Source organism: Pseudoalteromonas sp. XI10, assembly GCF_001469895.1.
In the GTDB taxonomy this organism is placed as follows: domain Bacteria; phylum Pseudomonadota; class Gammaproteobacteria; order Enterobacterales; family Alteromonadaceae; genus Pseudoalteromonas.
In genome coordinates this window covers 234,247-247,792 of sequence record NZ_LOPY01000051.1, presented here as the reverse complement: position 1 = coordinate 247,792, position 13,546 = coordinate 234,247, and the positions used below count along the sequence as shown (strand labels likewise).

Below are 13,546 nucleotides of genomic sequence, written 5' to 3'. Positions count from 1 at the left end.
CATCAGTTAGGCCTTTTTTATATCTGTGTTGTTTCAGTAACTACTGATCGTCTTCGAGTTCTGCAACAGTTACCATCACTTTTAAGACCTTACCATCGCGGTAAATCTCAAATTCAAGTTCTTTACCTGGCTCTGTATTCGCCAGTTTCTCAAGCACTTGTTGTGGGTTTGCTACAGGAATACCGCCAATTTTGATTACAATGTCAGTTTCTCTGATGCCTGCTTTCCAAGCTGGGCCAAATGGATCAAGTTGAGAAATACGCATGCCTGCAACAGGTGTAAAGCTATCGCTTACATCTTTGCCTGTGCTATCAATACCTGTGCCACTAAAGCCTAAATAGCCACGTACAACACGGCCATGTTTGATTAGCTTATCCATCACATCTTTGGCAATCGAGTAAGGTACCGCAAAGAAGATACCCTGAATATCGAGATTTTCATGAGTTTTAAATTGCGCCGAGGTAATACCGACTAAGTCACCTCGTGAATTGACTAACGCGCCACCTGAGTTACCTACGTTAATCGCAGCATCCATCTGTAACAGGCTGCTGTAAGGGCTATCGATTAAATTTTGTTTACCCGTCGCACTGATAATACCTTGGGTAATGGTTTGACCTAAGTTAAGTGGGTTACCAATCGCTAAAACAACATCACCAACACGTGGCTTAAATTTATCATTTACTGGAATTTTTGGTAAATGCTCAGCGCTGATCTTTAATAGCGCTAAATCTGTTTGCGTATCAAAACCAATCACTTGTACATCATAAAAACGACGGCCATCAGCGAGTGTAACAATAATGAGATCGGCATTTTTGATTACATGGTAGTTAGTCAGAATATAGCCGTCTTGGGTCATGATCACGCCGGAGCCAAGAGCTTGAACGGTGTTTTGGCGTTTATAGCGCGGTTGATTCGAAATGCTTTCTGAAAAAATAGTAACAACCGACGGTGCTGCTTTTTGCACTGCATCAGCAAAGCTCATGTGCTCCGATGATATCGCCGCAGGTAAATTCATATCTGGTAACAGTGTGCTACGAAGGCTTGGGCTAAATAACACCACTAAAAAGGCAATGCCTAAACCGGTGAAAAGCGGAGGAAGGATAAATTTAAAAAGTTTTAGCACAGTATTCTTATTATCAGTGAGCAATCCCTTAATGATGGCACAAAAAAAATAACAGCGGCAAGCACCGCTGTTATTTTTTCATGATTTATCAACTAGGTTTACTGGATCAGTACGAAAATAAGCTCTCTACCGCGTTTAACACCTAGTACGATGTTACCTTTGGTATTTTCGATGATCTTATTCATGTCACGAATTGTTTCAACGCGTTGACGGTTAACTTGCATGATCACGTCACCTTCTTCAAGGCCAACGCGAGCAGCGGGAGAACGTGCTTGCACGCCGGTTACTTCAACACCTTTACCATCACTCTTCTGAGTGTTTTCTAATGTTGCACCTTGGAAAGCTGGGTGTGTCTCTTCGCCTGCGGCAGTTGTGGCTGATGCACCATCGAGCGTGACATTAACAGTTTTAACTTTGCCATCTCGGTAAATGCCCAGTTTTACTTTTTTGCCTTCACCAAGTGTGGCAATTTTACTGCGTAGTTCATGGAAGCCACTAATTTCGGTGCCATCGACACTAATAATTACATCACCGGCTTTGATACCCGCTTTACTTGCTGCTGTATCATCCATTACTTGCATAACGTAAGCGCCTTGCTTAACGTCGAGTTGTTGTGCTTTAGCAAGGCCTGCATCAAGTGGGCGACCTGAAATCCCTAATGAACCACGGCGCACTTCACCGTGTTCGATAATTTGGTCAACAAGGTTTTTCATCATGGTAGATGGAATGGCAAAGCCAATCCCCACGTTACCGCCAGATGCACCTAAGATAGCGGTGTTGATACCAATTAGTTCACCATTAAGGTTAACTAACGCGCCGCCTGAGTTGCCTTGGTTGATAGCTGCATCGGTTTGAATAAAGTCTTCATAGCCTTCTATATTTAAACCGCTACGGCCAAGGGCACTGACGATACCTGATGTTACTGTGTGACTTAAACCAAATGGATTACCAATGGCAACTGCAAAATCACCTACACGTAACTGATCTGAATCGGCAATTTTAAGCGCTGTTAAGTCCTCTGCATCAATTTGCAATAAGGCAATATCTGATTCTTTGTCGCTACCGATTTTAGTTGCTTCATATTCGCGACCATCTTCTAAGGTCACCACCATTTTTTCGGCATCTTCGATAACATGGTTATTGGTTACCACGTAACCTTCGTCTGCATCAATGATCACACCTGAGCCTAGGCCACTAAATTCACGCTTTTGACTGCCCCCACGAGGAACACCAAAAAAGTCATCAAAAGGAGTCGCACGGCGGCGAACTTCTTTAGAGCCTGACACTTGAATACTCACCACACCTGGTGTGATCTGTTCAAGCATAGGTGCTAGGGTTGGCAATTGTTGACCATTTACAGCAACTGGAAGTTTTGCCATTGAAATTGCAGGACTTAATAATAAGCTAGAAGATAAAATAGCAGCACTGATAACAGATAATTTCATTTTCATAGTCTGGGTTTACTCCACTTCAGAGATAAAGCAAAAACTAAAAAGGGCTGCATAAGCAGCCCTTTTCTTGGTTTAGATATAAAGCTGTTATATCTAAAGACTATGGGGTCAAAAAAAAGTTCATCAAGAGGCTTTAGAATGTTCTGAAACTTTCTCTGAGCCAGTGAACAAGCCCGTTTCACCTACAACATAGTCAGCAGGTTGTGCTTCGGCACTTGAACGATCGCCTCTGCGGTCTTGTAATGAGTTTTGTAATTGCTCAGTCGTTTCTTTAGAAAAGAACGGCTCATTTGGATGCTGTTTTTTATCAGCAAGTAGTAGTTTATTTGTTTCTTCTACATGGTTCAGTAGCTGGTCGTAGTTATCTTTCATTTTAGATACTAGCTTACCTGTGCTCGCTAGATGATCAGCTACATCTTGACGATATTGTTCAAGCGCATTGTTAGCTTGCTCGACTTGTTGTTCTAGTTCGTCTTGCTTAAATTGTTTTTTGGTTACAAAAGCACCAATGAAGAATGCTGAAATTGCAACGATGATTAGAATACCTATCCAGGTAATTGTGCCCATAAATCTACCCCTTTGGGAAAAAATAACAAAAACAAATGCTTTAAAAGCATTTATAGTCCAATCATTATTAAAATATGCTTAATTTGATTGTGAAATCATACTGCGGGCTAATATACCCTGAGATACGATGCGTGTTAATATACTGTGCAAATTTAACTGTGTTTTATTGTAACGACCTATGACTCCTTGGCAGAAATACCAACAAGATTTACAACGTGAAGACTTTGTACATGATGCAGCGCAAGAAAATGCAGTGCGCCATTTGCAAAGACTCTATGATGACCTAACGGCAGACAAACCGGCCGCGAAGGGGTGGTTTGCCAAACTATTCTCTAAAGATAGCACGCCAAGTATAAAAGGGCTGTATTTTTGGGGCGGAGTAGGTAGAGGTAAGACCTATTTAGTTGATACTTTCTACGAAGCTCTACCTACTGATCGTAAGATGCGTGTGCACTTTCACCGTTTTATGCATCGCGTGCATGATGAGCTGAAAAAGTTAAAAAATACCAGTAATCCATTAAATGTGGTTGCAGATATCTTTAAATCAGAAACAGATATTATCTGTTTCGATGAATTTTTTGTGCAAGATATCACTGATGCAATGCTACTAGGTGGTTTGATGGAAGCATTATTTGAACGCGGCATTGTGCTAGTTGCGACATCAAACATCGTGCCTGATGACCTGTATAGAAACGGTTTACAACGTGCGCGTTTCTTACCAGCAATTGAGCTGGTAAAAGCCAACACCGAAATCGTAAATGTAGACTCGGGGGTTGATTATCGTTTACGTACCCTTGAGCAAGCCGAAATTTTCCATAGTCCGCTTGATAAGCAAGCTGATGATAATTTATTTGAATACTTCGATAAGTTGTCACCTGAGCCGGGTGTGCTCGATAAAGAAATTGAAATTGAAGGGCGGATGATCAAAACCCGTAAAGTTTCTGACTGTATTGCTATGTTTGAGTTTAGTGAGCTATGCGAAACAGCCCGCAGCCAAGTTGATTACATGGAAATAAGCCGACTTTATAACACGGTGATTTTGTCTAACGTAAAATCATTAGGCCAAGCCAATGATGATGCCGCACGTCGTTTTATCGCGTTAGTGGATGAATTCTACGAGCGTCATGTAACGCTGATTATCTCTGCAGAAAAGCCAATAACCGAGCTATATAGCGAAGGTAACTTAAATTTTGAATTTAAGCGTTGTATTAGCCGACTACAAGAAATGCAATCGCTAGAGTATTTAGCAAAAGAGCATCTAGCGTAGTAGAGCTGTCAGCCGTCAGCTTTCAGTTTTTAGCTGAACGGTGTTGAATGTAAGGCGCGCCAAGCAAGCGTGACGCCTACGATTGATGTAGGCGTGAAATTTATTTCGCGCGCACTTAGCTGATAGCTGATTTTCTCGAATAAAAAACAACCATCATATAGCAATGTGGTTCAAGTGCTGGTATACTCCCGCGTCTGCCACGTTGCGTTCTATTGCCAGATATTAGTTTAGCCTCTAATTGATGGCTCAAAGTCTTAAACTCGAAGGGGTTAAAGCATTCAACTTAGAGCGGTAATTAATAATAATTACCTGTGGTTTTAATTAAAAAACATTGGATTTTAATAAATGAAAACGTTTGTTGCTAAGCCAGAAACAGTAAAACGTGACTGGTACGTAGTTGACGCTGAAGGTAAAACTTTAGGTCGCATCGCTACTGAAATCGCTCGTCGCCTACGCGGTAAGCATAAAGCTGAATACACTCCTCACGTAGATACTGGTGATTACATCATCGTTATCAACGCTGAGAAAGTTACTGTTACTGGTAATAAAGCAAAAGACAAAATGTACTACGCTCATACTGGTTTCCCAGGTGGTCTTAAGTCTACTACTTTCGACAAGCTTCAAGCTGCAAAGCCTGAAATGATCATCGAAAAAGCTGTTAAAGGCATGTTGCCACGTGGTCCTTTAGGCCGCGCAATGTACCGTAAACTTAAAGTTTACTCAGGTACTGAGCACAACCATGCTGCACAACAGCCTCAGGTTCTAGACATTTAAGGAGCACTATCATGGCAAATCAATACTACGGTACAGGTCGTCGTAAAAGTTCAAGTGCTCGCGTATTCTTACGCCCAGGCACTGGTAACATCGTAATCAACAAGCGCTCTCTAGAAGAGTACTTCGGTCGTGAGACTGCTCGCATGGTTGTTCGTCAAGCATTAGAGCACGTAGAAATGACTGAAAAGTTTGACCTACACATCACTGTTTCAGGTGGTGGTACTACTGGTCAAGCTGGTGCTATCCGTCACGGTATCACTCGTGCACTTATGGAGTTTGACGAGTCTCTACGTCCTACACTTCGTAAAGCAGGTTTCGTTACACGTGATGCACGTAAAGTTGAGCGTAAGAAAGTGGGTCTTAAGAAAGCACGTAAGCGTCCACAATTCTCAAAACGTTAATATTTACGTTTATCAGAATACCAAAAACCCAGCTTCGGCTGGGTTTTTTGTTTTTCAGAGCTGTCAGCTTTCAGACGTCAGTTTTTAGCTGATCGAGAGAGGGCTCACTGCTTGAATGAACAAGTTCTTGCCAAGGCTTAATATTCCCATATACTTCTCGCATCTCGCATCTCGCATCTCGCATCTCGCATCTCGCATCTCGCATCTCGCATCTCGCTGAAGCGCAAAACCCTACCTTTTTTCGTTCGATATTTGACCACTGATAATAATTAGTACGTATTACAGTAAAAAAACTTCAAGATTTAGCAAAATTAGCTTAAATCCATCAGTTAATTGATGAAATTTTTTGCTACAATTGGGGGGCAAGTAATGTGAGTGAGTTCAACAACAGCTAATGCAGAATTCTGTTTCCTCTTAGTGAGGTTGATCTTGGTCAGTATATTGTTTTTTTATATGCGTTATCATAACCAGCGGCTTCATACTCGAGCTAACCTAAATTAATAATTCATTAAATAGGGTTTATTCGAGCATGAGACTGTGAATAACCTTGTTTTAATCAAGGGTTTTAATTATGATCGCGTCTATTTTGAAATTTCTAAAAATTAACCTGCTGTAACTGATGTTCTCAATATGGCAAGTGTTGGGAATCATAGTGGAGATAAGTGGATGAGCAATGCGCCTGTAGACAATGGCCGACGTCGCTTTTTAACCATAGCTACCTCTGTTGTTGGTGGTGTTGGTGCGGCTGGGGCTGCTGTTCCTTTTATTGCGTCTTGGAATCCAAGTGAGCGAGCTAAATCTGCGGGTGCGCCTGTAGAAGTAGATATCAGCAAGCTTGAGCCAGGACAATTAATACGTGTTGAGTGGCGAGGAAAACCTGTTTGGGTTATTAATCGTACACCAAGAATGCTTGAACAGATGAAAGAACATGAAGGTCAACTTCGTGATCCTGCGTCTGAAGAGCCTCAACAACCTGAATCATCAACCAATGAATATCGTTCGCAACGTCCTGAAATTTTCGTTGCTGTTGGTATTTGTACGCACTTAGGTTGTTCTCCTAGCTTCCTACAAGGTGGCTTTGGTGAGAAAGTAGAGGGCACAGACGACGGTTTCTTCTGTCCGTGTCACGGTTCTAAATTTGATATGGCTGGTCGTGTATTCCAATCTGTACCTGCACCATTAAATCTAGAAATTCCTCCGTATACCTTCCTTGATGACACGACTATTCTAGTCGGTGAAGAAAAAGGAGTGGCGTAATGTTTGGTAAAATTATTGGTTGGATCGACGATCGTATTCCAATGACACGTGTTTGGAACATGCATATTGCACAGTATCCAGCACCAAAAAACTTTAACTTCTGGTACTTCTTTGGCTCTTTAGCCATGTTAGTACTTGTTAACCAAATCGTAACTGGTATCTGGTTAACAATGAACTTCGTACCGTCTGCTGAAGGTGCTTTCGCATCGGTAGAATACATCATGCGTGATGTTGAATACGGTTGGTTACTTCGTTACCTTCACTCAACAGGTGCATCAGCGTTCTTTATCGTTGTATACCTGCACATGTTCCGTGGCATGATCTACGGTTCTTACCAAAAACCACGTGAATTACTGTGGTTATTCGGTATGTTCATCTTCTTAGCGCTTATGGCTGAAGCTTTCATGGGTTACTTACTACCTTGGGGACAAATGTCTTTCTGGGGTGCACAGGTAATCATTTCACTATTCGGTGCGATTCCGGTTATTGGTGATGACTTAACGCTTTGGATCCGTGGTGACTACGTAATTTCTGGTGCTACGCTTAACCGCTTCTTTGCACTACACGTAATTGCATTACCTTTAGTAATCGTTATCTTAGTATTCTTACACATTGTTGCACTACACGAAGTGGGTTCAAACAACCCTGATGGTGTTGAAATCAAGCGTAAGAAAGGCACTGTAGCTGAAGAAGATAAGTCTAAATTCAAATTCCACGAGTATTACACCAACAAGAAAGACATTGTTGATGCAATCCCGTTCCACCCTTACTACACAGTAAAAGATATTGTGGGTGTGGTTGGTTTCTTAATCTTATTCTGTTGGGTTGTATTCTTTATGCCTGCGATGAATGGTTTCTTCCTAGAAGCGCCAAACTTCGAAGCAGCTAACCCGCTGAAAACACCAGAGCATATTTTCCCAGTTTGGTACTTTACGCCATTCTACGCAATCCTACGTGCAATCCCTAACAAGTTAATGGGTGTTGTGGCGATGGGTGCATCTATCGTAGTGCTTGCGTTACTACCTTGGATTGACCGTGGTTCAGTTCGCTCTATTCGTTATCGTTGTGGTCTACACAAGTTAAACATCGCACAATTTGTGGTAACTTTCGTTATCTTGGGTTGGGTTGGTGCTACACCACAAACTGATTTCAAAACGCTGTTATCACAAATCACGACTGTGACATACTTCATGTTCTTCGTATTGTTATTTGTTTACAGCAAGAATGAGAAAACTAAGCCATTACCAACGAGGTTGACGAAATGATGAAAAAGCTAATTATCGGTTTATTCGCATTGTTGCCATCGTTGACAATGGCAGCAGGTCCTTCGGTTCCTTTAATGGATGCGAACATTGACCTTAAAGATAACGCGTCTTTACAGCGCGGTGCTAAATTGTTCATGAACTACTGTCTTGGTTGTCACCAAATGCAGTATCAACGTTATGAGCGTACGTTCCGCGATATCGGTATTCCTACTGAGATTGGTCAAGAGCAATTAATTTTTGATGGCTCAAAAGTAGGTAGCCACATCAAAAATGCGATTGATAAAGATGACGCAGCTAAATGGTTTGGCGCAGCGCCACCGGATCTTACGCTTGTTGCGCGAGTTCGTGGTACTGACTGGATCTACACTTATCTGAAGTCATTCTATAAAGACGAGTCTCGTCCGTTTGGCGTAAACAACGTTGTTTTCCCATCGGTAGGTATGCCTCACGTTCTTCAAGAACTGCAAGGTTTACCAACACCAATAACTGAAGAAGTGGAAGAACATGGTCACACTGTGACTAAAGTTGTTGGCGTTGAAACAGATGGTTCTGGTGAAATGAGTGTTGACGAGTACGATCGTGCTGCTCGTGACTTAACTAACTTCTTAGCTTACGTTGGCGAGCCGTCACGTTTAGAGTCAGAAGCGTTAGGTCTTAAGGTAATTGGTTTCCTAGTGATTCTATTTATCTTGGCATTCATGCTGAAGAAAGAATACTGGAGAGATGTTCACTAATCCTGGGCATTTTGAAAGGTAGTTTTGTGATAGGGGCTTAAGCCCCTATTGCTGTTTTTGTAATATAATGGAGGTAGGCATGGCCGTAGCTGCCAATAAGCGCCCTGTAATGACCCTGTTTTCTGGTGCTAACTGTATGTATAGCCATCAAGTACGTATCGTACTTGCTGAAAAAGGTGTAAGTGTTGACATTCACCTGGCTGAAAAGGATAACCTGCCAGAAGCACTTCATGAGATTAACCCTTACGGTACAGTACCAACACTGATCGATCGTGAGCTTGGTTTATATCAGGCAAACATCATCATGGAATACCTTGATGAACGTTTCCCTCATCCTCCACTAATGCCAGTTTATCCGGTTATGCGTGGCCGTAGTCGTCTGATGATGCATCGTATCGATACGGATTGGTATAGCCTAGCTAACAAAATCACTAGCGGTAGCAGCGAAGCTGCGCAAGCACGTAAAGAGCTTACAGAAGCGTTACTTGCAATTGCACCAATCTTCTCTGAAGCACCTTACTTCATGAGTGAAGAGTTCAGCTTAGTTGATTGTTACTTAGCACCACTACTTTGGCGTTTACCTGAGCTTGGCATTGAGCTTAATGGTGCAGGCGCGAAAGAGCTTAAAGAATACATGTTGCGTTTATTTGAGCGTGAATCATTCCAAGCTTCATTAACTGAAGCAGAGCGTGAGATCCGTTTATAATGACGCCTAATCGTCCTTATTTACTACGCGCTTTCTTTGATTGGATTGTTGATAATCAGTGCACACCACACTTAGTGGTTAACGCTGATTTTCCTGCTGTACAAGTACCAACACAGTTTGTGCAAGACGGTCAGATCGTTTTGAACATTAGCCCATCAGCGGTAACACAATTTGCAATGGACAACCAACAGCTGAGCTTCAATGCGCGCTTTGGTGGTCAACCAATGCAAGTGTACGTACCTATGGGTGCTGTGCTCGCAATTTATGCACGTGAGAATGGTGAAGGGACTGTATTTACTGCAGAAGAATTCATCGAGGACGAAGACGATTTTGCTCCGGTATTAGAAAGTGTTGAAACACCTGACGATATTACGCCAGATGATGAACCACCTGCTAAACCAGAGAAGAAAAAAGGTGCTCACTTACGAGTGATTAAGTAACCTTAGTCAGACAAAAGAAAACCCGCTATTAAGCGGGTTTTTTATTATCAATTTACGGTTGAATATTATAAATATTCAAACACTTTAATAACACGTTCAACGCCTGATACGTTACGTGCTACATCAACCGCTAAATTCGCTTCAGAATCGCTCACTAAGCCCATTAAAAAGACTTCGCCATTCTCTGTTACTACTTTGATGTTATTGCTGCTGATGCTTTCTGTGGTGAGCAATTGCGTTTTCACTTTAGAAGTTAACCAAGAGTCGTGCGTTTGCGTACTCATGCCAATATTTGAACCAATGCGAATTTGGTTGTGGATTTTACGAATACCATCAACGCCCTCAATAGCGCGTTGTGCTTCGTTTTTCATTTCTGCGTTAGCAACTTGACCAATCATAAGCACAATACCATTAACGCTAATGACGTTAACGTTAGCAAATTTGTGAAGACGCTCATTTTCGCTGATAGCAATAGAACTTTTAATTTCGATGTTGTTATCGTCAATTTGTGAACCAATCGTGCGGCGATCATTCGCAGCAGTTACAGCGCCTGCGGTACCGGCCACAACGGCAGCTGCACAGCCTTGCAGCAATAAAACGGTACCAAATACTAGTAAAGACTGTTTAAACATTAATTTTCTTCCTGTGGGAATAAGGTTAAATCGATAAGCTCACTGAGGCAGTGTAAATTCACTAAGTGTGACTCAACAATACGGCTTGGGCGTTTGGATGGCACGCGAATTTCAACATCATTTGGGCCAAGTAAGCCAACTAATTCACCGCCGTCATCACCAACAAGCACAATGACTTTCATATCACGGGTCAGTGCCGCTTCAACGGCTGAGATAATCTGCTTTTCATTACCATTGACAGCAATTGCTAGTAAAAGGTCGCCTTGCTGCGCAAATGCACGAATTTGTCGTGCAAAGGTTTCGTGCTCATCATTATTTGCGGCTGAGCCTAAGTTAACTTGATCTTGTGCAAGCGCAACTGCGGGTAGGCAAGGGCGCTCGGTTTCATAAAAGTTAATTAATAGCCCTGCCATATGCTGTGCCAACATGTGGCAGCTAGGAGTGCCACAACACAGCAGTTTATTGCCGTTAATGAGGCTTTGTGCAATGGTGAACGCTGCTGATTCAAGTGCGCTTGGCAGTACTTCACCCGCTGCTATTTGAACTTGAATATTTTCGGTAAAGATTTTTTTTATCGTTTCTTGCATAACCTACCAAATTAAGCCGACGCCAAACGGCGTTAGTAAACATTTTTAAACCAGTTTAGGGTGCTGTTAAGCTCTCCTGTTATAGCGACATAGTCTATTCGCATTGCCTGGTTTGAGATCTTTTTCTCGGCAAGATAATGGCTAATCGTGCGCCTTAATCGTTGCTGCTTTTGTTTGCTGAGCGCATAGTTTGCACCACCACGCAGGGTGTTTTTTCTAAATTTTACTTCTACAAATACCAGTGTTTGCCCGTCACGCATTATTAAATCGAGCTCGCCGTACTTGCATAAGTAATTGCGCTCAATGGCTTTTAAGCCATGTTGTATTAAATACTGTTCTGCCTGATGTTCGTAATACAGGCCTTTCTCGCGGCTATTTTGCCACAATTGCTTAAACCACAACATAGCTTCATCCTTGAGCTAATACTACGTTTAAAAAGGGTTATTCAGCGGCATTGATCCCAATAGCAGATTGCATAAATAGCGGGATTGGTTGCTCAGTCGCTAAATCGACCGCAATGATTTTCTTATTTTTGTACTGTGCCCAATCTAGGGTGCGTGTAACATAGCCATTACTAGCAATGCTCAATTGACCACTGATACCACTAAAGCGTTTGCCTTGTACCATACTCAGTTGTTTTACATCACCGAGCATACTGGCTGCATCGAACGCCATGGCAAATAAGCGCTGGCTTATATCTGCGTTTTCTGGCCATAAGCTTTCGTACTGCTGGCGTAAATTGTGTTGCTGAATTTGACCGTCAAGCATCCAAGGTAGTTCCGTAAAATAAAGGCCATCTAAGTCGCCTTTATCCGTTCTATCAATTTGTTTACTGTGGCTTTTTGAGCTGGCATAAAGCGGGATTCGATCTGCAAAGGTACTCACGTTAACGTCTAAATACGGCTTGATTAAGCGTGTTTCGGTGGCATCACCTAAAATATAAATCACGTCAATGTCGCTGCGTGAGCGGGTTTCACTTTCTACTTCTTGCTTGAATAATGATTTGACGACTTTAATACGCTCTTTACTTTGGTCTACTTCAAGTAAGCCAGTGATCGTTTTCGGCATATCATCTTTACCTGAGTAAAACCCTATTTGTGGTTTAACTTCGCTGTATCGTTGCCACTGCGTATTAAAGTGCTCAACTAAACGCTGACCGTTACTATTATTAGGGGCTAGCAACATCGGCTTTTGATAGCCTGCTGTTAAAAATCGCTCTAATGCTTGCTGAACTTCATGCTCAGGGCTTAGTGCAAAGAAAAAGTGCTGCTGTGAAATGCGCTCACCATCAAAGGTGTTTAAATGCATTACCGGGTAATCAACCAGTGTTTGTGCGCTAGTAAGCTTTTCGATATTGCTTTTTAGTAGTGGGCCAATAACAAAATCAGCATTAAATTCGCTTAGCTTGAGTGAGATCTCTGCAGCTGATAGTGATTCATCAATAAAAAGGGTTTGCTCTAATGACTGTCCATCTAGGGCCGCAAGCACACCGGCTTTTAAGGCATCACCTAATCGCTCATTAGCACCTGATTGTGGAATAAGTACAGCTAAACGGTTCACATTTAGAGGTTCAATTTGTACTAGCTCAGTCACTTTTTTTGGTAGTACCTCAGCAGCTGGGTGACCCGGGTAACGACGCAGCCAGTTATTCATTGCTTGGTGAAGTTCTACAGGCGCACCTAAATACACTTGATGATAAAGCGCTAAATTAACCCAACCTTGTTGCACCACAGAGCCTCGGTTAAAGCGCTCAAGTGCGTACGATGAAAGCTGGGTTAGGCTTTGCCATAAATCTTTGTTTAAATTGGCAACGGTAAAGTTATTTTCACTGCTAAGTGTTGATGCCTTAAAAAAGAAAGGCATTGCTTGTTTTGGCATACCTTGCGACGCGTAAACGCGCGCAGTCAGGTATTGATGCCATGCTTTATGCTCTGGCTGGCTTAACTGAGGCTCAAGTTGTTGTAACTGAGCTAAAGCTAAGTCGCTTTTGCCTTGATGCTCTTGCGCAAGGGCAATGTAAAGTTTGTTTTGAATTTGGTCGACACTTGGGGTTGCTTCAAGTTCGAGGCAGATTTTTTCTAGCAGTGCCCAGCGCTCTTCACTGATAGCCGCATCACGTGCAGTATATAAAAGCTGGATTTTATCGGCACCTTGACGGTTTAGCGCCGCTTGGTACATTGATTGTGCGTCGGTTAGCTGTGATAGCGCAATACTCGATTGGCTCGATTGATTTTCTGCACTATTTCGAGGTTTTTCGGTTGTGCTACAAGCCGATAACCCTGACAATACAATTAATAGACTAACAAGTTTAAGTCGCACAATGATTTCCCGATACGTTAACG

The 13,546-nt window shown here is 42.3% G+C and carries 15 protein-coding genes; 8 read left to right on the top strand and 7 right to left on the bottom strand.

What is annotated here, in order from left to right:
- Positions 1-40: 40 nt before the first annotated feature.
- From AUR67_RS15350 to AUR67_RS15340, 3 genes are all read right to left on the bottom strand, one after another.
- A complete protein-coding gene (locus AUR67_RS15350; protein WP_058585926.1) occupies positions 41-1,123 on the bottom strand; it encodes a trypsin-like peptidase domain-containing protein in 1,083 nt (360 codons plus the stop codon).
- Positions 1,124-1,221: 98 nt separating this feature from the next.
- Entirely contained in the window at positions 1,222-2,574 is a 1,353-nt protein-coding gene (locus AUR67_RS15345) for a Do family serine endopeptidase (protein WP_054561091.1), read from the bottom strand.
- Positions 2,575-2,697: 123 nt separating this feature from the next.
- Positions 2,698-3,141 carry a YhcB family protein gene (locus tag AUR67_RS15340; RefSeq protein WP_055020791.1) on the bottom strand — a complete coding sequence of 148 codons (444 nt, stop codon included), beginning with the start codon at positions 3,139-3,141 and terminating at the stop codon, positions 2,698-2,700.
- Between the two features lie 178 nt (positions 3,142-3,319).
- Here AUR67_RS15340 and zapE point away from each other — a divergent pair, with 178 nt between their 5' ends.
- From zapE to AUR67_RS15300, 8 genes are all read left to right on the top strand, one after another.
- Positions 3,320-4,408: a cell division protein ZapE gene (gene zapE, locus AUR67_RS15335; RefSeq protein ID WP_058585925.1), complete on the top strand. Its 1,089-nt coding sequence runs from the start codon at positions 3,320-3,322 to the stop codon at positions 4,406-4,408.
- Positions 4,409-4,753: 345 nt separating this feature from the next.
- Positions 4,754-5,182 carry a 50S ribosomal protein L13 gene (gene rplM / locus AUR67_RS15330; protein ID WP_054561088.1) on the top strand — a complete coding sequence of 143 codons (429 nt, stop codon included), beginning with the start codon at positions 4,754-4,756 and terminating at the stop codon, positions 5,180-5,182.
- An 8-nt stretch (positions 5,183-5,190) separates the two neighbouring features.
- The gene (gene rpsI / locus AUR67_RS15325) at positions 5,191-5,583 is read left to right on the top strand and encodes a 30S ribosomal protein S9 (RefSeq protein ID WP_095209788.1); all 393 of its coding nucleotides are present in this window, start codon (positions 5,191-5,193) and stop codon (positions 5,581-5,583) included.
- A 666-nt stretch (positions 5,584-6,249) separates the two neighbouring features.
- Complete coding sequence (gene petA, locus AUR67_RS15320; RefSeq protein WP_054554178.1) at positions 6,250-6,840, top strand: ubiquinol-cytochrome c reductase iron-sulfur subunit; 591 nt, start codon at positions 6,250-6,252, stop codon at positions 6,838-6,840.
- The gene (locus AUR67_RS15315) at positions 6,840-8,105 is read left to right on the top strand and encodes a cytochrome b (RefSeq protein ID WP_058585924.1); all 1,266 of its coding nucleotides are present in this window, start codon (positions 6,840-6,842) and stop codon (positions 8,103-8,105) included. Before petA ends, AUR67_RS15315 begins: the two co-directional genes overlap by 1 nt.
- Entirely contained in the window at positions 8,102-8,839 is a 738-nt protein-coding gene (locus AUR67_RS15310) for a cytochrome c1 (protein WP_054554180.1), read from the top strand. The genes AUR67_RS15315 and AUR67_RS15310 overlap by 4 nt, the downstream gene beginning before the upstream one ends.
- 79 nt (positions 8,840-8,918) lie before the next feature.
- Positions 8,919-9,545: a stringent starvation protein SspA gene (sspA, locus tag AUR67_RS15305; protein WP_054554181.1), complete on the top strand. Its 627-nt coding sequence runs from the start codon at positions 8,919-8,921 to the stop codon at positions 9,543-9,545.
- Positions 9,545-9,985: a ClpXP protease specificity-enhancing factor gene (locus AUR67_RS15300; protein WP_054554182.1), complete on the top strand. Its 441-nt coding sequence runs from the start codon at positions 9,545-9,547 to the stop codon at positions 9,983-9,985. The genes sspA and AUR67_RS15300 overlap by 1 nt, the downstream gene beginning before the upstream one ends.
- A gap of 65 nt (positions 9,986-10,050) precedes the next feature.
- Here the strand turns inward: AUR67_RS15300 and dolP are convergent, their stop codons facing one another.
- From dolP to AUR67_RS15280, 4 genes are read right to left on the bottom strand one after another with little or no spacing between them, the layout of a single operon-like run.
- The gene (gene dolP / locus AUR67_RS15295; protein WP_058585923.1) at positions 10,051-10,617 is read right to left on the bottom strand and encodes a division/outer membrane stress-associated lipid-binding lipoprotein; all 567 of its coding nucleotides are present in this window, start codon (positions 10,615-10,617) and stop codon (positions 10,051-10,053) included.
- Positions 10,617-11,204 (bottom strand): SIS domain-containing protein, encoded by a 588-nt coding sequence (locus AUR67_RS15290; protein ID WP_054561085.1) that lies wholly within the window; start codon positions 11,202-11,204, stop codon positions 10,617-10,619. The genes dolP and AUR67_RS15290 overlap by 1 nt, the downstream gene beginning before the upstream one ends.
- 32 nt (positions 11,205-11,236) lie before the next feature.
- Positions 11,237-11,608 (bottom strand): YraN family protein, encoded by a 372-nt coding sequence (locus AUR67_RS15285; RefSeq protein ID WP_058585922.1) that lies wholly within the window; start codon positions 11,606-11,608, stop codon positions 11,237-11,239.
- Positions 11,609-11,645: 37 nt separating this feature from the next.
- Positions 11,646-13,523 (bottom strand): penicillin-binding protein activator, encoded by a 1,878-nt coding sequence (locus tag AUR67_RS15280; protein WP_058585921.1) that lies wholly within the window; start codon positions 13,521-13,523, stop codon positions 11,646-11,648.
- Between the last annotated feature and the right edge of the window lie 23 nt (positions 13,524-13,546).

Excerpts from the sequence above, each read along its gene's own strand:
- sspA (WP_054554181.1), top strand. The coding sequence starts at position 8,919 with ATGGCCGTAGCTGCCAATAAGCGCCCTGTAATGACCCTGTTTTCTGGT.
- AUR67_RS15290 (WP_054561085.1), bottom strand. The coding sequence starts at position 11,204 with ATGCAAGAAACGATAAAAAAAATCTTTACCGAAAATATTCAAGTTCAA.
- AUR67_RS15300 (WP_054554182.1), top strand. The coding sequence starts at position 9,545 with ATGACGCCTAATCGTCCTTATTTACTACGCGCTTTCTTTGATTGGATT.
- zapE (WP_058585925.1), top strand. The coding sequence starts at position 3,320 with ATGACTCCTTGGCAGAAATACCAACAAGATTTACAACGTGAAGACTTT.
- AUR67_RS15315 (WP_058585924.1), top strand. The coding sequence starts at position 6,840 with ATGTTTGGTAAAATTATTGGTTGGATCGACGATCGTATTCCAATGACA.
- dolP (WP_058585923.1), bottom strand. The coding sequence starts at position 10,617 with ATGTTTAAACAGTCTTTACTAGTATTTGGTACCGTTTTATTGCTGCAA.
- petA (WP_054554178.1), top strand. The coding sequence starts at position 6,250 with ATGAGCAATGCGCCTGTAGACAATGGCCGACGTCGCTTTTTAACCATA.
- AUR67_RS15345 (WP_054561091.1), bottom strand. The coding sequence starts at position 2,574 with ATGAAAATGAAATTATCTGTTATCAGTGCTGCTATTTTATCTTCTAGC.
- AUR67_RS15340 (WP_055020791.1), bottom strand. The coding sequence starts at position 3,141 with ATGGGCACAATTACCTGGATAGGTATTCTAATCATCGTTGCAATTTCA.
- rplM (WP_054561088.1), top strand. The coding sequence starts at position 4,754 with ATGAAAACGTTTGTTGCTAAGCCAGAAACAGTAAAACGTGACTGGTAC.
- AUR67_RS15285 (WP_058585922.1), bottom strand. The coding sequence starts at position 11,608 with ATGTTGTGGTTTAAGCAATTGTGGCAAAATAGCCGCGAGAAAGGCCTG.
- AUR67_RS15310 (WP_054554180.1), top strand. The coding sequence starts at position 8,102 with ATGATGAAAAAGCTAATTATCGGTTTATTCGCATTGTTGCCATCGTTG.